The organism is Arthrobacter luteolus NBRC 107841 (assembly GCF_001552075.1).
GTDB lineage: Bacteria > Actinomycetota > Actinomycetes > Actinomycetales > Micrococcaceae > Arthrobacter_B > Arthrobacter_B luteolus.
On the sequence record NZ_BCQM01000001.1, the window covers coordinates 734,112 to 756,799 of the forward strand.

Consider the following 22,688-nt stretch of genomic DNA (forward strand, 5'->3'; position numbering starts at 1 on the left):
AGCCTTCAACGCAAAAGAGGGTGGACACTCCATGAGTGTCCACCCTCTTTTTTGCCGATGATCTTGTTGCTGGGGATCTTGTTGCTGGTGATCTTTTTGATCGATTGCCGGCGTGACCTTGTGGGTGTCCAGCTCCGTGGTGCGCTGCTAAAACCCGTTTAAACGCCCTTCAGCGGATCCACCGACCGGTGATCCGCTGAAGGAGGGCAATTGGCTTGCCGGAAAACGAGGGATGTGCTGCATCTAGCCGATGCGGCGGGAACCCTCGTCCTCGTCGTCTTCATCGCCAAATTGATCTGCGTACTTATCCTCGTACGCCGAGTAGTCCGGCTCGGCCGGTTCCTCGGGATATCGACTCGATGGACGGCTCGTTGGACCAGACAGCTCTCGCTGCAGGGCCGAGTAGTCCGTGGCAGGAGTGAAGTACTTCATCTCGCGTGCCTGCTTGGTTGCTTTTGCCTTTTGACGGCCGCGCCCCATGGCGTGACCCCCTTTTTGCGTCGATCCGGAGGTGGTCGCTCGGGCAGGAGAGCGAGGCCCCGGAATTTGGTCAATTTGTCGTATCTACAGGTTACATGTTTTCCCGCGTCGTTGTGCCCCTGCATGACCTCACGCGCACTCAACTTCCAAGTTTACTCCTGGTCCGTGACCGGTGCGTACTGCGCTGCCACCTGCAAATTCGCTAAAGTCAGGGAGGAACAGACGTTGCGGGACACCAGCGTGGCCACGAATAGGGAGGACAGACGTTCACCATGAGCGATCAGAAGCGGACGCCACGGGCAGGTTCATCCCTGCCCGGGAAGTCCCTGCGGCCTTCCCCGCCCGCGAAGGGCAGCGCCGTCCCCAAGGGTTCCGGGGCAACTCCTCCCGCTGCGAAGGCAGCACCGCCTCTCCGGAACAACCCCGCCACAAGGAGCATTCCCGTTATCAAGCCGCAGCAGTCAGCAACCAGTGGGCGCCCCGGACCGGGTGCTTCCCCCGTAGACAAGGCCGAGCAGCCCGGCACACCCGGGAAAGCAGGTAAACCGGGGAAAACAGGCAGACGCACCCCTGGTGCCAAGCGGCCGGCCTCTGCGAAGAAGGGCACCGTTGCCAAGGGACTGCTCGGCTCCAAGGGCGGGACCAAACGGCCACCGCTGCGCAGCGGTCCCGGCGCTAAGGACGCCTCCGGGCCAGCAGACGAACCCACGACACCCAAATCAACAGGCCCGGAGCCAGCGGCCCCCGAGCCCACAGATTCCGAGCCAACAGGTTCTGAGCCAGCGGACCACGAGCCACAGCCGGAAACCGCAGACCTGGAATCCGGGCCCGCCGGGGAACCGGCGGCACCCCCCGCCTCGGAGCCAGACGCCGTCCTGACCGACTTGGTCTCCCACACCGAAGCACCGGCCTGGCTTTCCGGCGGCGGGACCCGTGACGCCGAGGCATGGGCCCAAGTGTTTGAGTCCGAGGTCCAGCAGGCTGCTCCGCTGGAACCCGTTGTCATTCCCGTCGAAGACGTGCATCTCGCAGAACCGTCGCTGGAGACCCCTTCCATCAGCGCTGAGGCAGCCGAGGCCGCTTCGCTTCCTGAGGCCGCAGCCGAGGTGCGGGCGGTTTCGGAAGAGGCAGCTGAAGCCGGCAAGCAGGCCGGCATTACCGAGCCCGCCCCCGAAGGCACCGAAATCGCCGTTGACGCCGGGGAGGGCCTCACTGAGCTGGAACCCGCTGCCGGAGAGGCAGGGGCTCCCCCTGAGGCTGACGGCAGCGACGCCGGGGAGGAAGCCGCTGAGGCTGCCCCCGATGCCGCCGAGCTGGCTGACCAGGCTGACAGGGCTGACCAGGGTGCCGCCCCCGCCCCGCCGGAGGACCCGGCTGCCCATCCCGCTGAGGACGACTCTGATTCCGGCTCCGGTTTAGGCACAGCCGAACCTGCAAAGGCTGAAGGGGCGGCTGGGGCTGCAAAGGCTGCGGGATCGGGAGAATCGGCGGAGACTTCGGATTCAGCCAAGGACAGGGATTCTGCGCAGGATACGGATTCCGGGGATAAGCCGAACTCGACCGGGGAAAGTCCTGCCGGCAAGGCGGACGAAGATCCGACGGACACCGGTGTAGGCACCGGTGAAGGCACCGAGGACACTTTGCCTTCTGGGGACAACACTGCCAACGCGGACGATGCTAATGCTTCGGACGACGCTGCCGCAGCGGACGCCGGGGCCACTAAGGACACCGCTCTCCCCCAGCATGCCGGGGAGGAGGAAGATACGGCGCTGACTGCCAGCACCGCCGGCACAACCGGCCGCACCGGTGCGCAGCCCGTTATCGCCACAGCCGTGGTCAGCGGCGACAGCACCGATGTTGCCGCGCCCGTTACCGATTCCTTTGCATCCCTCTCGCTGACCAAAAAGGTCCCGGCCGAGGATTCAGCAGACACCGGAGTCACCCACGTAGTTCATCCTTCCGGTTCCTCAGCCGTACCTGCCGATTCGCGGCGGGCGCGGCGCACCAGGGAAGCCGAAGAAGCCGCCGCCAAGACCGGCGGCAGCAGCAGGACCACCCGCATACTGGTCCTCATCGGATCGATCCTGATCATTGTCCTGCTCGGCATCTGGCTGGCCACGGTCGTGGCTGACAGCAACCGGGAGGAGGGCGTCCTGGAGGATTCGGTCGCTCCCATCGATCTGGAGGCAGGCGCCTGCATCCAGGATTTCCAGAGCGTTAACGCAGAGGTCACGGTAGTCACCTGCGAGACCCCGCACAATGCCCAGCTGGTCGCCAGCGAGTCCTACCTCAACTCGGATTCCTTCCCTGGCACGGATGCGCTGACTGCCAAGGCCGAGCAGGTCTGTTCTTCCGCGATGTACACGGATTCCGCCTCCCAGTACTCAGACCTGGAATTGAACCGGGCCATCCCCACCCAGAGTTCCTGGGACGCAGGCGACCGCCGGGTGGACTGCTTTGTGGTTGCTCCGGGCGAAGATCTGACAGAATCCCTCATCGTCCAGCCCTAGGACCATCGTCCAAGCCCCGAACGAGGCCAGACGAATATCAAGGCGCGACAAACAAAACCGGAAGGCCGCAGCTGGCGGCCTTCCGGTTTTCGTCTGCGCAGGAGCTACCCGACGGGCGCCACTGCTTCCACGCTGAGGCCCTGTGCCCCGAGTTCATCTCCGATGCCTTCGGGACGATCCACCAAGACGGTGTCGCCGTCGGAAATCCGGCCCGCCAGGATGCCCTTGGCGAGTTTGTCGCCGATTTCGCGCTGCACCAGCCGGCGCAGTGGCCGGGCGCCGTAGGCCGGATCATATCCGGTCAGCGCCAGCCACTCGCGTGCTGCGTCGGTGACCTTCAGGGTCAGGCGGCGGTCCTTCAGCCGGGCGGCGAGCCCGCGGACCTGGATGTCCACGATCTGGGACAGCTCTTCCAGGCTCAGCGGGTCGAAGAGGATGATGTCATCCAGCCGGTTCAGGAACTCCGGCTTGAAGTTGGCGTTGACCATGGACATCACTGATTCACGTTTCTGGTCCTCGTTCAGCCCCGGGTCCACCAGGAACTGGGACCCGAGGTTGGAGGTCAGGATCAGGATCACGTTGCGGAAGTCCACGGTACGGCCCTGCCCGTCCGTCAGCCGGCCGTCGTCGAGAACCTGCAGCAGGATGTCGAAGACGTCAGGGTGGGCCTTCTCCACCTCGTCCAGCAGGATGACGGAGTAGGGGCGTCGGCGGACTGCCTCGGTGAGCTGGCCGCCTTCCTCATATCCGACGTATCCGGGAGGAGCCCCAACCAGGCGGGACACGGTGTGCTTTTCGGCATACTCGCTCATGTCCATACGGACTATGGCGCGTTCGTCGTCGAAAATGAACTCCGCAAGGGCCTTGGCCAGTTCGGTCTTGCCGACGCCGGTGGGGCCCAGGAACAGGAAGGAACCGGTAGGCCGGTCCGGATCGCTGACCCCGGCGCGGGAACGGCGGACGGCGTCCGCCACGGCGGAGACGGCGCTGCTCTGGCCGATCAGCCGGGACCCGATGACTGATTCCATCTCCAGCAGCTTCTGGGACTCGCCCTGGAGCATGCGGCCGGCAGGGATCCCGGTCCAGGCGGAGACCACTTCGGCGATGTCGTCGGCAGTGACTTCCTCGGAGACCATCAGTTCCCTGGCCTCCTCACCGAACTGGTCCTGCTCGGCTTCCTGCGCCGCGTCGAGTTCCTTCTGCATGGCCGGGATCTCGCCGTACAGGATCCTGGATGCCTCGGCCAGATCGCCGTCGCGCTGGGCTTTTTCAGCCAGCGAACGCAGTTCGTCGATGCGGGCCTTGATGTCGCCAACGCGGTTGAGGCCGGCCTTCTCCGCCTCCCAGCGGGCATTGAGGGCGGCGAGCTGTTCCTTCTTGTTCGCCAAGTCCGCACGGAGCACTTCGAGGCGTTCCAGCGAGGCCTCATCCGTTTCCCCGGAGATAGCCAGTTCCTCCATGGTGAGCCGGTCCACGGCGCGGCGCAGCTCATCGATTTCCTCCGGAGCAGAGTCGATCTCCATCCGCAGCCGCGACGCGGCCTCATCGACGAGGTCAATGGCCTTGTCCGGAAGCTGGCGGCCGGTGATGTACCGGTTGGAGAGGTTAGCCGCCGCAACCAGCGCCGAGTCTGCGATCGCTACCTTGTGGTGCGCTTCGTAGCGTTCCTTCAGGCCGCGGAGGATGCCGATGGTGTCCGCAACGCTGGGCTCCCCCACGAAGACCTGCTGGAAACGGCGCTCCAGCGCAGCGTCCTTCTCCACATTTTCACGGTATTCGTTCAGCGTAGTGGCGCCGATCAGGCGCAGTTCGCCGCGGGCCAGCATCGGCTTGAGCATGTTGCCGGCGTCCATGGATCCTTCAGCCGCCCCTGCGCCCACAACGGTGTGCATCTCATCGATGAAGGTGACGATCTGCCCTTCGGCGCTGGCGATCTCCTCCAGCACGGCCTTGAACCGTTCTTCGAATTCGCCGCGGTACTTAGCACCCGCCACCATGGATCCGAGGTCCAGCGAGAGCAGTGTCTTGCCGCTGAGACTCTCCGGCACATCCCCCGCCACGATCCGCTGCGCCAGGCCTTCGACGACGGCGGTCTTACCGACCCCGGGTTCACCGATCAGCACCGGGTTATTCTTCGTTCGGCGGCTCAGCACCTGGATGACCCGGCGGATTTCAGCATCGCGGCCGATGACGGGGTCCAGTTTTCCTGACCTCGCCAGTTCAGTGAGGTCGGTGCTGTACTTTTCCAGTGCCTGGAAGGTGTTCTCCGGATCGGCATTCGTCACTTTTCGATCTCCTCGGACGGTGGGAAGGGCAGCGGCCAGCACATCGTGGCCGGCGTTGTTGTCACGCAGCGCTTTGCCTGCAGGCCCGCTGTCGACTGACAGCGCCAGAAGCAGATGCTCGGTGGAAACGTAGGCATCACCGAGTTGGGCAGCCTCCTGCTGCGCTGCGTTGATGACCTGCAGAAGGGGGCGCGAGAACTGGGGTTGCTGGACGGATGAGCCGGAACTGGAGGGCAGGTCATGGATCGCGTTGCTCGCCGCGACGCTGACAGCGTCTGGATTGGCACCCGCAGCCTTAAGCAGCGCCACGGCCACCCCCTGGCGCTGGTCCATCAGCGCCTTCAGCAAATGGGCAGGCTCAATCTGGGGATTGCCGGCAGTAGTCGCATTCATGGCGGCGGACTGAAGCGCCTCTTGGCTCTTATTTGTGAACTTCGTATCCACAGCGGGCTCCTTCTCAGGCTCGGAGAACAACCAAACAAGCTCTCGGTGGACTGCCCAATTGGAGAACCCTGACGGTCCTGCCATCTGGCTTCATCCGACCATGCTCAACAAGATTGAGTGTAGTCCACTCAAGGTTGGACGTAAAGTTATCCACAGGCAGTTTCGTACGCCTGGACCAGGTTTACTCGGGTCCGGGCAACGGGCTGTGTTCCCGCTCGAATTCCTCCCTCACCCGCACCCATTCGTCGTTCCGGGCATGATAAAGCTCTTTGTCTGCGCCCTCCATGGTTCGCCAGTCCCGGCCTGCCGGACGCACCTCCCGGTTATCAAGGTGCGCGGTGAGGTTATCGAGGAAGAACTCCCAGCCCGGCCCTGCCGCCCACTCGTTGACATCCGGGGTCATAACGGCAAATCTCTTGCGCACGGAAGCGTAGAGCAGTTCCACCCGCGTGGCCCCGTCCTCATCGGCCAGATGGATTTCCAGCTCACCGTCATTTCCATGCGGCGGGATCCAGGAAAGTGTCAGCAGCCGCGGCGGATCGCACCGCAAGATGGTCCCCTGGGAGAAGCCAGGCACCTCATAGTCGCCCCCGCGCCGAAAGTCGCCCTGCGGCTCGACGAAGTAGGCTCCAATGCTGGCAGGGTCGGTCAGGGCGTTCCACACCTCTCCGATGGGCTGTGGAAGGTAGCGTCCGATCACGAGCATGCGCGCATGCCCAGCCTGAATCTGGCGGAGCCCGAAGGACCGCTCGGTGTCGGAAAGTTGTATCTCCAGGTCGGACATGCATCCGCTCCTTCAGCGTGCCGTCGTTGCGGTTCTGAGGAGTCGATCCGGATTGATGCAGCCGTCCGGCCGGGCACCCCGAAAACCGGTCTGTGAGGCGGGACACGCCCGCCCTCATTGGAGATTAGCAAAGAAAAGCGCCCCGGGACAGGCTTTGCAGTCCCACCGGAGCCCGCCCCCGACAGACCCGGAGAACCCCCGGAAATGTGAGCTGGATCTCCTAATCTGGCTCCCGTCATTGCCGCTTTGATAGCCTGACAGCTCCGAGAGTAAGGAACCTTACTTTTTTCTGCCGACTCTGAAAAGGACCCGATGACCAGCCCGGATGCGGAAACACCGCCCGAAACAGCCACCAAAACCCGCGTCAACAAGACGGTCTTTATCGGCTCCGCCATTGGCATCATCGCCATCGCTTTGTGGGCCATGATCTCCACCGAATCGGCGGAGGCTGTCATCGGAGCGATCGTGGGCTGGGTGTCCACCAACATGGGGTGGTACTACTTCCTGGTTGTGACCCTGGTGGTGATTTTCGTCCTGGTTATCGCTCTTTCCGGCGTCGGCAAAACAAAACTCGGCCCAGACCATTCAAAGCCTCAGTTCGGCCTGTTCACCTGGGCAGCGATGCTGTTCGCCGCCGGGATTGGCATCGACCTGATGTTCTTCTCGGTCTCCGAGCCCGTTACCCAGTTCCTTGCACCGCCGCAGGGCGACGGTTCCACTGCCGAGGCAGCCCGGCAGGCCCTCGTGTGGACTCTCTTCCACTACGGCATCACGGGCTGGGCGCTCTACGCCCTCATGGGACTGGCCCTGGGGTACTTCGCCTACCGGCACAACCTGCCACTGAGCATCCGCTCGGCGCTGTATCCGATCTTTGGCAGGAAGATCGATGGTCCGCTGGGACATGGCGTGGACATTGCAGCCCTGCTGGGCACCATCTTCGGCATCGCCACCTCCCTGGGCATCGGCGTCGTGCAGCTGAACTACGGACTGAACTTTATGTTCGATGTCCCGGAGAACGTCAGCGTCCAGATCGCGCTGATCGGGTTGTCGGTGGCCATGGCCACCATCTCGGTGGTGTCCGGGGTGGAGAAGGGGATCCGCCGTCTTTCCGAGCTCAACGTGATCCTGGCCGTCGGCCTGATGCTGTTCGTCCTAATTGCCGGCAAAACCAGCTTCCTGTTCGACGGAATCGTGCAGAATACCGGCGACGTCCTCAGCCGCTTCCCCGGCATGACGCTGGACACGATGGCCTATGACCGGCCGGACGAGTGGCTCTCCAGCTGGACCCTGTTCTTCTGGGCCTGGTGGATCGCCTGGGCACCCTTCGTCGGCCTGTTCCTTGCCCGCATTTCGCGCGGGCGGACCATCCGCCAGTTTGTCCTGGGCACCATGGTTGTCCCCTTCGCCTTCATCCTGCTGTGGATCTCCATTTTCGGAAACAGCGCGCTGGACCTGGTCATGGGTGGAAACGCAGCGTTCGGCGAGGTAGCCATGAACCAGCCGGAACGGGCGTTCTACGGCCTGCTGGAGCAATATCCCTGGGCCCCGGTCACAGCCGCCATCGCCACCTTCACCGGACTGCTGTTCTACGTCACTTCGGCTGACTCCGGAGCCCTGGTGATGGCGAACTTCACCTCCCATCTGAAGGACGCCGATTCCGACGCCCCGAAGTGGATGCGCGTCTTCTGGGCCGTTGTCACCGGCCTGCTCACCCTGGCCATGCTGATGGTGGGCGGTGTTTCCACGCTGCAGAATGCCACCATCATCATGGGTCTGCCGCTGTCCATCCTGCTGCTGTTCATCATGCTCGGCGTCTACAAGGCGCTGCGGGTGGAGAACTCGCTGGCCGCCAGCTTCCGGGCGTCGCTGCCCGGAATGATCGCCGGCCGCGGCGGGGACAGCAGGGGCGGGCGTTCCTGGCGCCAGCGGCTGACCCGCGCCATGACCTACCCCGGACCCAAGCAGGCAGCGCGGTTCGTGGAAAGTGTCGCGTACCCCGCTCTGCAGGAGGTCCACGATGAACTCGAGTCCAAGGGCGCGGAGGTTTCCCTCTCCCTTGCCGACTGCGGATCGAACGATATCCGTTCGGCGGACCTCGCCGTCGGACTGGGCGATGAACGTCCCTTCAAATACCAGGTTTACCCCGTCCAATACGAGACGCCGTCGTACGCACTGCGCAGCGCGTCCACGGACACCAAGTACTTCCGCATGGAGGTCTTCTCCCTGGAAGGCAGCCACGGCTACGACGTCATGGGCTACACGAAGGAGCAGCTGATCACCGACGTCCTGGACCACTACGAACGGCACCTTGAATTCCTGCACCTCAACCGCGAGGTGCCCGGCAATACCGCAATCACCGAAGACCCGGTCGTCAAAGACAACTGGGATGCCGACTTTGTCGGCGAGGAGGAAAAAGTATGAGCACCACCACTGCAACCCTTTTCATCGATGGTGAGTGGGTCCCCGCATCCGACGGAGGCACCCGTGACATCCACAACCCCGCCGACGGCGAACACGTAGCCACGGTTTCCGAGGCCACCCGCGCTGACACCGAGAAAGCGATCGCCGCCGCCCGCGCTGCCTTTGACCGCGGCGATTGGGCTGCCGTCCCCGCCCCGGAACGAGGCGACTTCCTGCTCCGTGTGGCGGCCGAACTGCGCGCCCGGAAGGATGAGTTCGCCCGGGCGGAGACCCTCGACACGGGCAAGCGGCTGGTCGAGAGCCAACTCGACATGGACGATATCGCTGCCTGCTTCACCTACTTTGGAAAGACCGCCGGCCAGAACGCCGGCAGGATCGTCGATGCAGGGGACCCCAGTGTGGTGTCCCGGATCGAGTACGAACCCGTGGGCGTGTGCGGGATGATCGCCCCGTGGAACTACCCCCTGCTGCAGTCCGCTTGGAAGATCGCGCCGGCCCTGGCCGCCGGCTGCACCTTCATCCTGAAACCCTCCGAACTCACCCCGTCCACGTCCATCCTCATGATGCAGGTCCTGGAAGACCTTGGCCTGCCCCGCGGAACGGCGAACCTGGTGCTTGGAGCCGGGGCCGTGGCCGGAGCTCCGCTGGCGGAATCCCCCGAGGTCGACCTTGTGTCCTTTACCGGCGGCCTGGCGACCGGCAAGGTCATTGCCGCTGCGGCAGCCGGCACGGTGAAGAAGGTGGCCCTGGAACTCGGCGGGAAGAACCCCAACATCGTCTTTGCCGACGCGGATTTCGACGCCGCCGTGGACAACGCGCTCAATGCCGCCTTCGTCCACTCCGGACAGGTCTGCTCCGCCGGAGCCCGGCTCATAGTCGAAGAACCAATTGCCGAACGGTTCGTGAATGAACTGGTCCGCCGGGCTGAACAGATCCGCATGGGCGGCCCGTTCGATGAGTCGGCCGAGACCGGTCCCCTCATTTCCGCGGCCCACCGGGACAAGGTCACCGCCTACGTCAAAAAGGCCGTCGACGAAGGTGCCCGCGTCCGCTGCGGCGGAACCTGGGGCACCGGCGACCTGGAAAAGGGCTTCTACTACGCCCCGACCGTGCTGGAAAACGTTCAGCGGGGCAGCTCGGCCCTGGTGGACGAGGCCTTCGGCCCCGTGGTCACCGTCGAAACGTTCAACGGCGAAGACGAAGCCGTGGAGCTGGGCAACGACACCGACTACGGCCTGGCCGGAGCGGTCTGGTCACAGGACGCCGGGAAGACCCAGCGGGTGGCCCGCAGGCTGCGCCACGGCACCATCTGGATCAATGATTTCCACCCCTACCTGCCGCAGGCCGAATGGGGCGGCTTCGGAGCCTCCGGCGTCGGCCGCGAACTCGGCCCCACCGGGTTGGGCGAATACCAGGAAGCGAAGCACATTTACCAGAACATCAGCCCCCAGGTGACCGGCTGGTTCGCCGACCACGGAAAGGCCAACTAACTCCATGACTCATCTGCAGAAAACGGAATTTGACTACATCGTGATCGGTGGCGGCTCGGCCGGAGCCGCCGTCGCCGCACGGCTCAGCGAGGATCCCGCCGTCGAAGTGGCCCTCGTGGAAGCAGGGTCCGATGACCGCGGCCTGGAGGAAATCCTGCAGCTGGACCGCTGGATGGAACTGCTCGAATCCGGCTACGACTGGGACTACCCCATCGAACCGCAGGAAAACGGCAACTCGTTTATGCGCCACTCCCGCGCCAAGGTCATGGGCGGCTGCTCCAGCCATAACTCCTGCATCGCCTTCTGGGCGCCCCGCGAGGACATCGACGAGTGGGAGACGAAGTTCGGCGCTGAAGGCTGGAACTCCGAGATGGCCTTCCGGCTGTACAAGCAGCTGGAATCCAACGAGGACGCCGGCCCGGATGCACCCCACCACGGTGCGGACGGCCCGGTGAAACTGATGAATGTGCCGCCCAGCGATCCGTGCGGCGTCGCCCTCCTGGACGCCTGTGAACAGGCCGGGATCCCGCGGACGAAGTTCAACACCGGGCAGACCGTCACCAACGGCGCCAACTTCTTCCAGATCAACCGGCATCCGGACGGCACCCGCTCCTCGTCCTCCGTTTCCTACATCCATCCGATTATGGAACGGAAGAACTTCACGCTGCTGACCGGGCTGCGCGCCCGGGAACTGACATTCGACGACGCCAACCACTGCACCGGCGTCGACGTGGTGGACGGGCAATTCGCCCGTACCCACACGCTGCGCGCCCGGACCGAGGTCATCCTCTCCGCCGGTGCGATCGACTCCCCCAAGCTGCTGATGCTCTCCGGCATCGGCCCACGGGAGCACCTGGCCGAACACGGCATCGAGGTGCGTGCGGACTCTCCCGGCGTGGGTTCGAACCTGCAGGACCATCCCGAGGGCGTTATCCAGTGGGAGGCGAAGCAGCCCATGACTGAAACCTCCACCCAGTGGTGGGAAATCGGCATCTTCACCCCCACCGAAGACGGACTGGACCGCCCGGACCTGATGTTCCATTACGGTTCGGTGCCGTTCGACATGCACACCCTGCGCCAGGGGTACCCCACCACGGAGAACGGTTTCTGCCTCACCCCGAACGTAACGCACGCGCGGTCCCGCGGCACGGTGCGGCTGCGCAGCCGGGATTTCCGCGACAAGCCGATGGTGGACCCTCGCTACTTCACCGACCCGCACGACATGCGCGTGATGGTCCACGGCATCAAAAAGGCCCGCGAAATTGTTTCCCAGCCGGCTATGGCCGAGTGGGCCGGCCGGGAACTGTACCCGGGACCGGACGTGCAGACGGACGAGCAGATTACCGAGTACATCCGCAAAACGCACAACACCGTCTACCACCCGGCCGGTTCGGTCCGGATGGGCGCGTACGACGACGCGATGGCACCGTTGGATCCGCAGCTGCGGGTCAAGGGGGTCACCGGCCTGCGGGTGGCTGATGCTTCCGTGATGCCGGAACTGACCACCGTTAATCCGAACATCACCACCATGATGATCGGCGAGCGCTGTGCCGAACTGGTGCGGGAAGCCCGGACTGCAGCCGGTGTGGAAGCCGTTGGAGCAGTGGCCACCGCTTAGTTCCTGCCGCCGGAGCGGACACGGGTGCACCTGCGCCCGTGTCCGTTTTTCATTTCAGCTCCCGGTACTCTGTGCGGATGGGGAAACATCGCTTGCTCGCATCTGTCCTATCCATGTCCATACTGGGGCTCTCACTGGCGGCCTGCTCCGCGGACGACGGCCCACAGCCCGAAGAGGCAGCCAAATCACTCGCTGAAGGACTCTCGCAGCTGGACGTCTCCGGCGCGAAGTTCCTGGACTCCACCGCGGAGGAAGCAAACCTCCGGCTGGCGGAATGGACTTCCGGCATGGCGCCGCTGAAACCAACCGTCAGCGTAGCCTCCGTGGAGGAAATCTCCGACGACGAAGCCACCGCCACGCTCAGCTATGTGTGGGATGTGAACGCCTCCGATGAGGACTTCAGCTATGACACCACCGTTGACCTGCGGCGGGACGACGAGGGGGCTTGGCAGGTCAGTTTCGCCCCCACCGCGGTGCATCCCCAGCTGGCCTCCAGCGACCACCTGGTCCGAGAGGTAGCCCCGGTTCCCCGGGGTGAAATTCATGGTGCGGACGGGCAGGTACTGGTGACCCAGCGCGCGGTCTGGCGTGTCGGAATCGACAAGTCCTGGATCACCGAAGCTGAGTTCGAGTCCTCCGCTGCCGCCCTGGCCGGGTTCCTGGAACTGGACCCGGCTGCCTATTCCGCGCAGGTCCTGGCTTCCGGGCCCCAGGCCTTCGTCGAAGCCATCACGCTCCGGCAGGACAGTTCGTCCCCGGAGTTCCAGAGCGAGGTAGCGGCGATCCCCGGCGCCGCGGCCATCCCGGGCACTCTCGCGCTGGCACCCACCCGAACCTTCGCCCGGGCACTGCTCGGATCTGTGGGCGAGGCAACTGCGGAACTGATCGAGAAATCCAACGGCGAACTCTCCGCGGGAGACCAGACCGGGCTCTCCGGCCTGCAGCAGCAGTACGACTCCCAGCTCAGGGGCGTTGACGGCGTCCAAATCCGGACGGTCACTGCCGAGAACGTAGCCTCAGCACCGCTCTTCACCTCTGCGGGCGTGGTTGCCGATCCGCTGCAGACCACGCTGGACACCCGGCTGCAGACCCTGGCCGAGTCAGTCCTGGCAGATGAGCCCTCCGCCTCGGCGCTGGTGGCCATCCAGCCCTCCACCGGCAACCTCCTGGCCGTGGCCAACGGTCCCGGCAGCGAAGGAGCCCAGACGGCCCTGCTCGGGCAGTATGCCCCTGGCTCCACCTTCAAGCTGGCCACAACCCTGGCGATGCTCCGCTCCGGGGCCACCCCCGATTCGGTGGTCTCCTGTCCCGAGGAGCTCAACGCGGACGGCCGGATGTTCAACAACGCCAGCACCTACCCTGCGCAGTTCCTCGGGGACATCCCGCTGCGCCAGGCGTTCGCGCAGTCCTGCAACACCGCCTTCATCAACGCCCGCGGAACGGTGGCCCAGCCGGACCTTGCCGCCGCAGCGCAGGCGCTGGGCCTGGGCGTGGACACCGTCATCGGCACCCCCGCGTACTTCGGTTCCGTGCCGGAAACGGCAGAAGGAACCCTGCACGCCGCCTCGATGATCGGGCAGGGCGAAGTGCTGGTCTCCCCGCTGGCACTGGCCGTCGCCGGAGCCTCCGTGGCCAAGGGCGAACGGGTCTCCCCACTGCTGGTCAAAGCACCTGACGCCGCGGCCGCAGGTGAGACGGCCTCTGCGTCGGCCTCCCCTTCCAGCTCCGCCGGTTCCCCCTCCGTGACCACGGCCGAAGCGTCCACCCTCCGGGAAATGATGCGGGCGGTCGTGACCGACGGCGGTGTCCAGCTGCTCCAGGCTGTTCCCGGCGAACCTGTACTGGCCAAGACCGGCACTGCTGAATTCGGCAACGAAACTCCGCCGCGCACCCACGCCTGGGTTGTCGCGGTCCAGGGTGATCTCGCCGTCGCACTGTTCATTGAGGAGGGCGAACTGGGCTCAACGTCCGGCGGCCCGGTCATGAAGGCGTTCCTGGACGGCTTGGCCGGCTGAGCCTGTACCAAAGAAATGCAGGGACGGCCGCCGCACTTTGAGCGGCGGCCGTGTCCAGATCCCGGTCCCCGCCGATAGCCTGACCGGATGGTGAAACCCCGCCTGCTCGCATCCGCTCTAACCCTTTCCGTCGTGGCACTGTCCCTGGCTGCCTGTTCGCCGGAGGAGGGGCCGGGACCCGAAACCGCCGCGGAGACCCTCGCCACCGGGCTCTCCGCGCTGGACGTAACGGGCAGCTCGTTCTCCGACTCCTCCGTCGAAGCCGTCAACGGTATGCTCGGGCATCTTGTCTCCGGCATGGCCCCGCTGAAACCGACAGTGACCGTCACGGACATAGAAGAGACTTCCGGTTCGCAGGCAACTGCCACGCTCAACTACGTCTGGGATGTCAATGCTGCTGCGGAAGACTACAGCTACGACACTTCGGTAACCCTGGACCGCGACGAAGAGGATGCCTGGCAGGTCCGGTTTACGTCCACCACGGTGCACCCGGAGCTCGACCCCGGGGAGCGGCTGGTGCGCACGACCGCACCCGTGCACCGTGGGGACATTCTTGGTGCCGGCGGAGCCGTCTTGATGGCGGACCGGGCAGTCTGGCGCGTCGGGATCGACAAGGCCGTGCTGACCGAGAAGGAGTATACCTCGTCCGCCTTCTACCTGTCCCAGTTCCTGAACATGGACATCGATGCTTTCACGGCACAGGTCCAGGCGGCCGGTCCCAAGGATTTCGTGGACGCGGTTACCGTGCGGCAGGACAGTGTTCCGGCGAACTTCGAGTCGGAGATCGCCACCGTTCCAGGCGCCGCAGCGCTGTCGGAAGTCCGGTCGCTGACGCAGCCGGGCTCCTTCACCGGAGCACTGTTGGGATCCGTTGGAGAAGCCACACCGGAACTGATCGAAAAGTCCGGCGGCGCGCTGGCACCCGGTGACCAGGCCGGGCTGTCCGGATTGCAGCTGGAATACGACTCCCAGCTCAGGGGCGCCGACGCCGTTACGGTCCACATTGCCGGGACCGACAACGTGGCATCGGCGCCGCTGTTTGAGACCGACGGCGAACCCGGAAAGCCGCTCCAGACGACCCTGGCTGCCGGCATCCAGGCCCAGGCCGAGTCAGTCCTGAAGGATGAACCGTCCGCAGCGGCCCTGGTGGCGGTCCAGCCCTCCACCGGCAATCTCCTGGCTGTGGCCAACGGCCCGGGAAGCGGCGGTGCGCAGACGGCACTGCTTGGCCAGTACTCTCCGGGGGCCGCGTTCCAGCTCGTCACCGCCCTGGCACTGCTGCGGACCGGATCCACACCGGAGACCACGGTTTCCTGCCCGGCGGACGTGAACGTGGATGGCCGGAGCTTTACCAACCCCGGTACATATCCCAGCGGATACCTGGGCGGAATCACCTTCGCCGAAGCCTTCGCTCAATCCTGCAGCACCGCATTCGTCAACGCCCGGGACTCGGTTCCCCCATCCGGGCTCGCCTCCGCCGCTGCCAGCCTGGGAGTGGGCGTGGACGCCGCCATCGGCACTCCCGCCTCCTTTGGTTCAGTCCCGGCGGCAGCTGACGGGTCGCTGCATGCTGCCTCGATGATCGGGCAGGGCGAGGTCCTGATGTCGCCGCTCGCGCTGGCCATTGCCGGCGCCTCCGTGGCCAAGGGCGAACGGGTGCAGCCCGCGCTTGTCTCTCCGTCCGGGGACGGCGGGGCGGAAAACACTGCTGGCCCGGAGCCGATGACCAGCGATGAGGCCGGGACGCTGCGGGAACTGATGCGGGGCGTCGTCACCGGTGGCACCGGCGAACTGCTCCAGGACGTGCCCGGGGGGCCGGTGCTGGCCAAAAACGGCACCGCCGATTCCGTCAGCGAAACCCCGCCGGGCACCCATGCCTGGGTGGTCGCCATTCATGGTGATCTCGCCGTCGCACTGTTCATTGAGAACGCGGAGCAGGGATCCCCCGCAGAGGCAGTGATGCACGCTTTCCTTGACGGTCTGGCCGGCTGATCGGCTGGACCTGTTCCCGCAGGTGGTTTAGGTTACCGGCCGTACCGGCCCTTGCCTGGTGACCCTGAATAGGTCGCATACGGAGTCGGCGAATTGTAGGGAACCAGGCCGGGACCGGAGGTCGGCACAATCCGCTTGCCCAGCGGGACCAGGGAAATCGGGATCATTTTCAGGTTCGCGATGCCCAGCGGGATGCCAATGATGCTGACGAACATGGGAATGGCCGTCAGCACATGCCCGATGGCGATCCATACGCCGGCAAGCACCAGCCAGATCACATTGCCCAGGGTGGGAAGCACCCCGGTACCCCGGCCGCTGTCGATAACGGTGCGGCCGAAGGGCCACAGCGCATAAGACGCGATCCTAAAGGAGGCGATGCCGAACGGGATGGTCACGATCAGCAGGCAGCAGACGATTCCGGCGAGGACGTAACCCAGGGCTAGCCAAATACCGCCGAACAGGAGCCAGATAACGTTCAGGATTGCCTTCATGAGCCCATTGTTCTCCAGATGCGGTGCAGAGTCACGGTTTGCCCGCCGGTGGTGGCCCGTCCGGCAGCTGCCCGGAGGCTCCAGGTGCCTGATCCGGCCGGGAGGACCGGACGGCTAACCGGCGGACCACTGGGTCCAGCGCATAAACGACGACGGTGACCACCAGGGTTCCCAGGGCCAGCCCGGACAGGACGTCGTGCACATAGTGGACGCCGCCCGCCACCCGGGATCCGGCAAGCAGCACGGCTGCCGGCACAACCAGCCACGCGGTGCGGCCAAGGGCGAGGACGCATGCGGCGGCGAAGGCCGCCGCCAGCACTGAGTGGTTCGACGGCCAGGACCAGTCGCCTTCAACAGGGCAGGCAAGAACGGTCTCAACCACCAGGGCCCGGCAGGGACGCTGCTCCGTCACGATGAGCTTGATCCCCTCGCTGAGCAGATACGCCCCGATCACTCCCACTCCCGCCGAGGCCAGACGCAGGAAGACCAGGCGGTCGCGCAGCAGCGACCAGGCTGCAATGCCACCGGCCGCGGCGACCAGGAGCCATAACCCGGATTCGGCGACGAGGCCGACGGCTGGAGCAGCGGCGGATTCCGCCGCAGACCCTGCGGCAGCGAGGTACAGGGCATCCCGGACCGGGTAGGCCGCAGCGGCTAGAAGCAGGAGGATCCCGGTGGTCAGGAGGCCGGCCGGCACCGGGCGGCGCGGAAGGGTTCGGGCGGAAGGAACTAACAGACTCATGGTCTTCTACGGTACGGGCACCCGCAGAGGGCCGCCTCGCCCTCAGGTCCCGGGCTGCCTGGATTGTCTGGACCCCCGGTATCAGTTGCGCTGCGGCCCCGTCCCCCCAGGGGTTGAGGGGGCCGGCTGAGGGAGCAGCACCTGGACGCCTGGGCCTGGACCGCTGCCTGTACCGAAATCCGCGGCCCTGGGCCTGGGCCTGCTGCCTGTGCCTAATCCCACTGCCTGTGCCTAGACTGAGGGCATGCCGCGAACCAAAGATGATGCAGGAGTACCCGTTGAGCTAACTTCCAGCGAGTGCTGGGAGTACGCCCGCCAGGCTTCGGTCGGGCGGCTTGCCGTGCTGGTGGAGGGAGCGCCGGACATCTTCCCCATCAACTTCGCTGTGGACCACGGCACTGTCGTTTTCCGCAGCGCGGCGGGCACCAAGCTGGCCGCAGCCCTCACGGACACCCCGGTCGCGTTCGAGGTCGACGGTTACGACGACGGCCTGGGCTATGCCTGGAGCGTCGTGCTCAAGGGAACGGCCTCCCAGCTCGCGTCCATCGAGGACGTCCTGGATTCCGAGACGCTGGAACTCTTCCCCTGGCAGAGCGGGGAGAAGAACCACTTCGTGCGCATTGAGCCCACCGAGACCACCGGCAGGCGTTTCCGGATCACCGATACCGCCCGCCGCCATGTCCTCTCGGCCCGGCCCCGCCAGGCTTTCACGGAATAGGCGTGGAAACTCCGATCCTGAGCTTCGCTGCCCTGCCCTCCCACACCTGGGGGAATAACGCCGGTCGGGTGAAGGACATCGCGTCCGGCCCTGCCGGCCCGTCCGGAACTCCCGGCTGGCGCTTAGCCGCCGCGACCATCGAAAAATCCGCTCCGTTCACCAGGTTTGAGGGAATGGACCGCATCACGCTTCCGGTGGAGGGCGAGCTGCTCCTCCTGAACGTGGACGGAACCGAGCACGCCATGGAACGCCTCCGGCCGCTCCGCTACTCCGGAGACGCGCCCGCAGCCGCTTCCCTGCCCACCGGCGAAGTGACCGTGCTTAATACCTTCGTGGACCGCACCCGTTTCGGTGCCGCCGTGATGGTGGTGGAGCTGTCGAAGAAGAACGCTCCGTCACTCGGGCCCGGCCAGTTCCTGGTCCTGCTGCAGGGATCCGCCAAAGCCATGCTCGAGGCCGGCAGCCAGGAGCTGGATCCGCTGGACACGGTGCCGGGGAGCGGGGACCGGCCGCAGGTCCTGGGGCGCGGTTTCGCCGCCGTCGTCTCCTTCTACGAACTGGACTGACCGCTCTCCCGCCGCCGTGTCCGCCGCGGGCCCTTCTTTCCGGAATGACCGTTGCCTACCATCGACGCATGAGCACTTCGCTGAATGAACTCCCCCGGATTTCTGCGCCCGCGGTGCGGGCCCTGGGCGGCGCGGGGATCACCTCGCTGCGCCAGCTGGCGGGTATTCCCCGGGAAGACCTGGCGCAGCTGCACGGTATGGGACCCAAAGCCCTGAACATTATTGATGCCGCGCTGGGTGAGCACGGGCTCAGCCTCGGCTAATGCCGCAGGCCCAGACATACAGAAGGCCCCGCATTAATCTGCGGGGCCTTCTGTATGTCAGCTGTTTCAGCCGATGGAGCTGCCAGCGCTTAGCGGCTGCGGCGTTCGTTCGACGCGGGTGCGGTGGCACGGCGGGGGCCGGCTGCACGTGCCGGGCGGCCGCTGCCGCCGGCGGCGGGAGCTGCTGACCGGGTGCCGCCGGAGCGGTGCGTTCCGGTTGCTGCCACATCGCCGGCACGCTGGCCGGTGGCGGGGCGGCGGTTGCGGCCCTGGGACGTGGCTGCGGCTGCTGAGCCGCGGCGTCCTTCGGGGCTGCGCTGGGCACGGGGGGCCTCGCCTGCGGGAGCGCGCTCGGCGGAGACACGGCCGCGGCCGCCTGATCCTCCGCGTCCGCCGGCACGGGTGCCGGTTGCGGTGCCGGAACGGGCCGCACGCTTGCGCTGGGCGTTGGCGCCGGTGGACCGGCCGCCACCCTGCTGCGGGGACTTGGCTGCCAGCTGGGCTGCACGGACGTGCGGCTCGACGACGGCGGCGCGTTCCCCAATGAGCTTGGCGATCGACGGTGAATTGTGGGAGACCTTCTCGATCGAGACGTCGACGCCGGCAGCCTTCATCAGCTTGGACACCTCGCCCTTCTGCTCGGGCAGGGTCACGGTGACGACGGTGCCGTCGGAACCGGCGCGGGCGGTGCGGCCGGAACGGTGCAGGTACGCCTTGTGCTCCGTGGGCGGATCGATGTGGACAACCAACTCGACGTCGTTCACGTGGACGCCGCGGGCAGCGACGTCGGTCGCAACCAGGACGCGGACGTCGCCGGAAGCGAACTCTGCCAGGTTCCGGTCACGGGCGTTCTGCGAGAGGTTGCCGTGCAGGTCAACGGCGGGGATGCCGCTGTCGCTGAGGAACTTGGCCATCTTCCGGGCGTGGTGCTTGGTGCGCATGAACATAATGCGGCGGCCCTGGCCGGAGGCCAGTTCCTTGACCAGGAGCTTTTTGGCGGTCTGGTCCTGGACCAGCAGCACGTGGTGCTCCATGGTGGTCACCGCGGCCTGCGGATCGTCCACCGAGTGGGTCAGCGGGTTGGAGAGGTAGCGGCGGACCAGCTTGTCCACGCCGTTGTCCAGGGTCGCGGAGAACAGCAGGCGCTGGCCCTTTTCCGGGGTGCGGTCCAGCAGGCGCTGCACCACCGGGAGGAAGCCAAGGTCCGCCATGTGGTCGGCCTCGTCCAGCACGGTAATCTCCACGGACTCCAGGCTGATGAGCTTCTGCTTCATCAGGTCCTCGAGGCGGCCGGGGCAGGCAATAACAATGTCGACGCCGGCGCCCAGCGCCTTTTCCTGGCGCTGCTGGGACACACCGCCGTAGATGACGGTGGTGTTCAGGCCCAGCTCGGCAGCGAGCGGCTCAATAACGTTGTTGATCTGCGTGGCGAGTTCACGCGTCGGCGCCAGAACCAGGCCCAGCGGACGGTGGGGACGGCGGCGGTAAACAGCCTCGGCCTCGGCCAGGCGGGCTACCAGCGGCAGGGAGAACGCGAGGGTCTTGCCGGAGCCGGTGCGGCCGCGGCCCAGGACGTCACGGCCCTTGAGCGTATCGGGCAGGGTCTGCACCTGGATGGGGAACGCTTCGTCGATTCCCTGTGCGGAAAGGGTTGAGGCAAGTGCCTTGGGCACGCCAAGGGCAGCAAAAGTAGTCATTAAAAGACAGGCAACTTTCGGTAAGAGGCCCCCTATGCCGTGTAGCGCAGAGGGTTCGCCGAAGAAAAGTCAGACAGTGTCCACCGCCCCGGAATCGCACCGGGCGGGACAAAAGAAAGCGTTCATCGACGCAGGTTGCGCTGCTTACACACGCGGCTTTTAGGCGCGGCAGTCGCAACAACTTCCCCCAGTTTACCGGATGGAGCGCTGTTACCTAATCGGCGGCCTCCGGTCCGCACCGGCCTGAACCGCCGGACCGTTAGCATTAACAGTGATGACTACTGAACCAGCCCTGCCTGTTACCGACGCAGCCGACGACGTTCAAGACGCCGAAACGATGCACTTCCGTGCCCCCGTTTCCTTCGTCCGCCGGGGCTCGCGGCTCCAGGGACGCCGCCAGCAGGCCTGGGATGAGCTCTCCGACGTTTATGTGATTGACGTTCCCCGCGTGCAGGCCGACACCTCGGTGGATCCGGAGTACGTGTTCGACGCCGAGGCAGCCTTTGGGCGCAAGGCGCCCCTCGTCGTCGAAATCGGCTCCGGACTCGGTGAAGCTGTTACCCATGCCGCCGAGCAGAACCCGGAGAAGAACTTCCTGGCCGTGGAGGTCTACCTGCCCGGCCTGGCACAGACCCTGCAGCGCATCGGCCAGAAGAACCTGACCAACGTGCGGGTGGTCCAGGCCAACGCTCCGGAGGTGCTCTCCACCATGCTGCCCGCCGGGTCGGTGGACGAGCTGTGGGTCTTCTTCCCGGATCCCTGGCACAAGACCCGCCACCACAAGCGGCGCATGGTCAAGGACTCCTTCGCGGAGCTCGCGGCCCGTGCGCTGGTCCCGGGCGGGCTGTGGCGGCTCGCCACCGACTGGTCCGACTACGCGGTCCAGATGCGGGAGGTCCTCGACGCTTCCCCGCACTTCGAGAACCTGCACCCAGGCGAGCGTGCCGGTGCGGACGGCCCGCTGAGCCAGGTGTACGCCCGCGGCCTGGAGGGGAAAGACGCAACTGACGACGTCGATACCCGCGGCGGCTGGGCACCGCGGTTCGAGGGCCGCACCCTGACCAGCTTCGAAAACAAGGCGCACCAGGCCAACCGGCTGATCTTCGACCTCACCTACCGCAAGGCCTGAGCTTCCATGACTGAACCAAACGATGCACGCGTTGGCCTCTACATCGACTTCGATAACATCGTCATCTCCCGCTACCAGCAGCTGCACGGCCGGAATGCCTTCCAGCGGGACGGGATCCGCGACTTCGACCGGTCAAGCCGTGACGCCGACCCGGAAATCAGCACCAAACTGACGGCAGCGACCGTTGATTTCAACGCCATCATCGATTTCGCCGCGTCCTTCGGAACGCTGGTCGTCAACCGCGCCTACGCGGACTGGTCGGTGCCGGTCAATGCCAGCTACCAGCGGCAGCTGATGTCCCGGGCGGTGGACCTCACCCAGTTGTTCACCACCACCACCCGCGGAACCAAGAACGGCGCGGACATCCGGCTGGCCGTCGACGTCGTCGAAGACCTTTTCCGCCTCCCCGACCTCACGCACGTCATCATTGTCGCCGGGGATTCGGACTACATCGCGCTGGCGCAGAAGTCCAAGCGCCTGGGCCGGTTCGTGGTGGGCATCGGTGTTGCCGGGTCGACCAGCACCTCCCTCGCGGCGGCATGCGACGAGTTTGAGGACTATGACTCGCTGCCCGGCGTCGACCGGTCTACCGCAGCTGCGGCGGCTGAGCGGCCTTCCCCGGACCGGAAATCCCCCGCGCCGGCCGAGGCCCCGTCCGGCCAGGCGTCGGACAAGCCCCGCAAGCTCACCACCATCCCCATGTTCTCCCACACCGAAGACGCGCAGCTCGACGAGCTGGACCCCGCCGAGGACATTGATCCACTGACCCTCGCCACCGAGCTGCTGGTGCGCGCCCTGCAGATCGGCCATGCGAAGGGCGACGCCGATGAGTGGCTGAACACGGGCACGATCAAGAACCAGATGCGCCGGATGGACCCTTCGTTCAACGAGAAACCGCTCGGTTTCCGGTCCTTCACCGACTTCCTTTCCTCGCACGCCGATCTGGTCGAGCTCAAGGAGGACGGCCCGCACCGGCTGATCCGCCTCCGCCCGGAGGCTGACACCCCGCGCTGATTTCGGGGGCGGTGCTGCGCGCCGGGTAG

17 protein-coding genes are annotated in these 22,688 nt (G+C 65.6%); 11 read left to right on the plus strand and 6 right to left on the minus strand.

Features of this window, described 5'->3' with window-relative positions; all coding sequences use genetic code 11:
- Positions 1-243: 243 nt before the first annotated feature.
- The gene (locus AL3_RS03385) at positions 244-480 is read right to left on the minus strand and encodes a DUF3073 domain-containing protein (protein ID WP_066296597.1); all 237 of its coding nucleotides are present in this window, start codon (positions 478-480) and stop codon (positions 244-246) included.
- A 272-nt stretch (positions 481-752) separates the two neighbouring features.
- On the opposite strand from AL3_RS03385, the gene AL3_RS03390 reads away from it, so the two are divergent.
- Positions 753-2,990 (plus strand): septum formation family protein, encoded by a 2,238-nt coding sequence (locus tag AL3_RS03390; protein WP_083521390.1) that lies wholly within the window; start codon positions 753-755, stop codon positions 2,988-2,990.
- 104 nt (positions 2,991-3,094) lie between these two features.
- Here AL3_RS03390 and clpB read toward each other — a convergent pair whose 3' ends face one another.
- Both clpB and AL3_RS03400 read right to left on the minus strand, forming a co-directional pair.
- Positions 3,095-5,719: an ATP-dependent chaperone ClpB gene (gene clpB, locus AL3_RS03395; protein WP_066296601.1), complete on the minus strand. Its 2,625-nt coding sequence runs from the start codon at positions 5,717-5,719 to the stop codon at positions 3,095-3,097.
- A 181-nt stretch (positions 5,720-5,900) separates the two neighbouring features.
- Positions 5,901-6,503 (minus strand): SRPBCC domain-containing protein, encoded by a 603-nt coding sequence (locus AL3_RS03400; RefSeq protein ID WP_066296605.1) that lies wholly within the window; start codon positions 6,501-6,503, stop codon positions 5,901-5,903.
- 312 nt (positions 6,504-6,815) lie between these two features.
- Here AL3_RS03400 and betT point away from each other — a divergent pair, with 312 nt between their 5' ends.
- From betT to AL3_RS03425, 5 genes are all read left to right on the plus strand, one after another.
- Positions 6,816-8,924, plus strand: coding sequence for a choline BCCT transporter BetT (betT, locus tag AL3_RS03405; RefSeq protein WP_066296606.1), 2,109 nt, complete (start codon positions 6,816-6,818; stop codon positions 8,922-8,924).
- Positions 8,921-10,414 carry an aldehyde dehydrogenase family protein gene (locus AL3_RS03410; RefSeq protein WP_066296607.1) on the plus strand — a complete coding sequence of 498 codons (1,494 nt, stop codon included), beginning with the start codon at positions 8,921-8,923 and terminating at the stop codon, positions 10,412-10,414. The genes betT and AL3_RS03410 overlap by 4 nt, the downstream gene beginning before the upstream one ends.
- A 4-nt stretch (positions 10,415-10,418) precedes the next feature.
- Positions 10,419-12,032 (plus strand): GMC family oxidoreductase, encoded by a 1,614-nt coding sequence (locus AL3_RS03415; RefSeq protein ID WP_066296609.1) that lies wholly within the window; start codon positions 10,419-10,421, stop codon positions 12,030-12,032.
- 92 nt (positions 12,033-12,124) lie between these two features.
- Positions 12,125-14,047: a penicillin-binding transpeptidase domain-containing protein gene (locus tag AL3_RS03420; protein ID WP_306303020.1), complete on the plus strand. Its 1,923-nt coding sequence runs from the start codon at positions 12,125-12,127 to the stop codon at positions 14,045-14,047.
- Positions 14,048-14,134: 87 nt separating this feature from the next.
- Positions 14,135-16,039, plus strand: a complete 1,905-nt coding sequence (locus tag AL3_RS03425) for a penicillin-binding transpeptidase domain-containing protein (RefSeq protein WP_066296611.1) — start codon at positions 14,135-14,137, stop codon at positions 16,037-16,039.
- A 32-nt stretch (positions 16,040-16,071) separates the two neighbouring features.
- Here AL3_RS03425 and AL3_RS03430 read toward each other — a convergent pair whose 3' ends face one another.
- Positions 16,072-16,530, minus strand: coding sequence for a YccF domain-containing protein (locus tag AL3_RS03430; protein WP_083521391.1), 459 nt, complete (start codon positions 16,528-16,530; stop codon positions 16,072-16,074).
- Positions 16,531-16,561: 31 nt separating this feature from the next.
- Positions 16,562-17,272: a phosphatase PAP2 family protein gene (locus AL3_RS03435; protein ID WP_083521392.1), complete on the minus strand. Its 711-nt coding sequence runs from the start codon at positions 17,270-17,272 to the stop codon at positions 16,562-16,564.
- 244 nt (positions 17,273-17,516) lie between these two features.
- Between AL3_RS03435 and AL3_RS03440 the strand changes: the two genes are divergently transcribed.
- From AL3_RS03440 to AL3_RS03450, 3 genes are all read left to right on the plus strand, one after another.
- Entirely contained in the window at positions 17,517-17,990 is a 474-nt protein-coding gene (locus AL3_RS03440; protein ID WP_066296612.1) for a pyridoxamine 5'-phosphate oxidase family protein, read from the plus strand.
- 2 nt (positions 17,991-17,992) lie between these two features.
- A complete protein-coding gene (locus tag AL3_RS03445; RefSeq protein WP_066296613.1) occupies positions 17,993-18,556 on the plus strand; it encodes a HutD/Ves family protein in 564 nt (187 codons plus the stop codon).
- Between the two features lie 68 nt (positions 18,557-18,624).
- Complete coding sequence (locus AL3_RS03450; RefSeq protein ID WP_066296619.1) at positions 18,625-18,819, plus strand: helix-hairpin-helix domain-containing protein; 195 nt, start codon at positions 18,625-18,627, stop codon at positions 18,817-18,819.
- An 89-nt stretch (positions 18,820-18,908) separates the two neighbouring features.
- On the opposite strand, the gene AL3_RS03455 is transcribed toward AL3_RS03450, so the two are convergent.
- Positions 18,909-20,516 (minus strand): DEAD/DEAH box helicase, encoded by a 1,608-nt coding sequence (locus tag AL3_RS03455; RefSeq protein WP_066296622.1) that lies wholly within the window; start codon positions 20,514-20,516, stop codon positions 18,909-18,911.
- A 337-nt stretch (positions 20,517-20,853) separates the two neighbouring features.
- On the opposite strand from AL3_RS03455, the gene trmB reads away from it, so the two are divergent.
- The gene (gene trmB / locus AL3_RS03460) at positions 20,854-21,645 is read left to right on the plus strand and encodes a tRNA (guanosine(46)-N7)-methyltransferase TrmB (protein ID WP_246168466.1); all 792 of its coding nucleotides are present in this window, start codon (positions 20,854-20,856) and stop codon (positions 21,643-21,645) included.
- Positions 21,646-21,651: 6 nt separating this feature from the next.
- Complete coding sequence (locus AL3_RS03465; RefSeq protein ID WP_066296628.1) at positions 21,652-22,659, plus strand: NYN domain-containing protein; 1,008 nt, start codon at positions 21,652-21,654, stop codon at positions 22,657-22,659.
- The last annotated feature ends 29 nt before the right edge of the window (positions 22,660-22,688 follow it).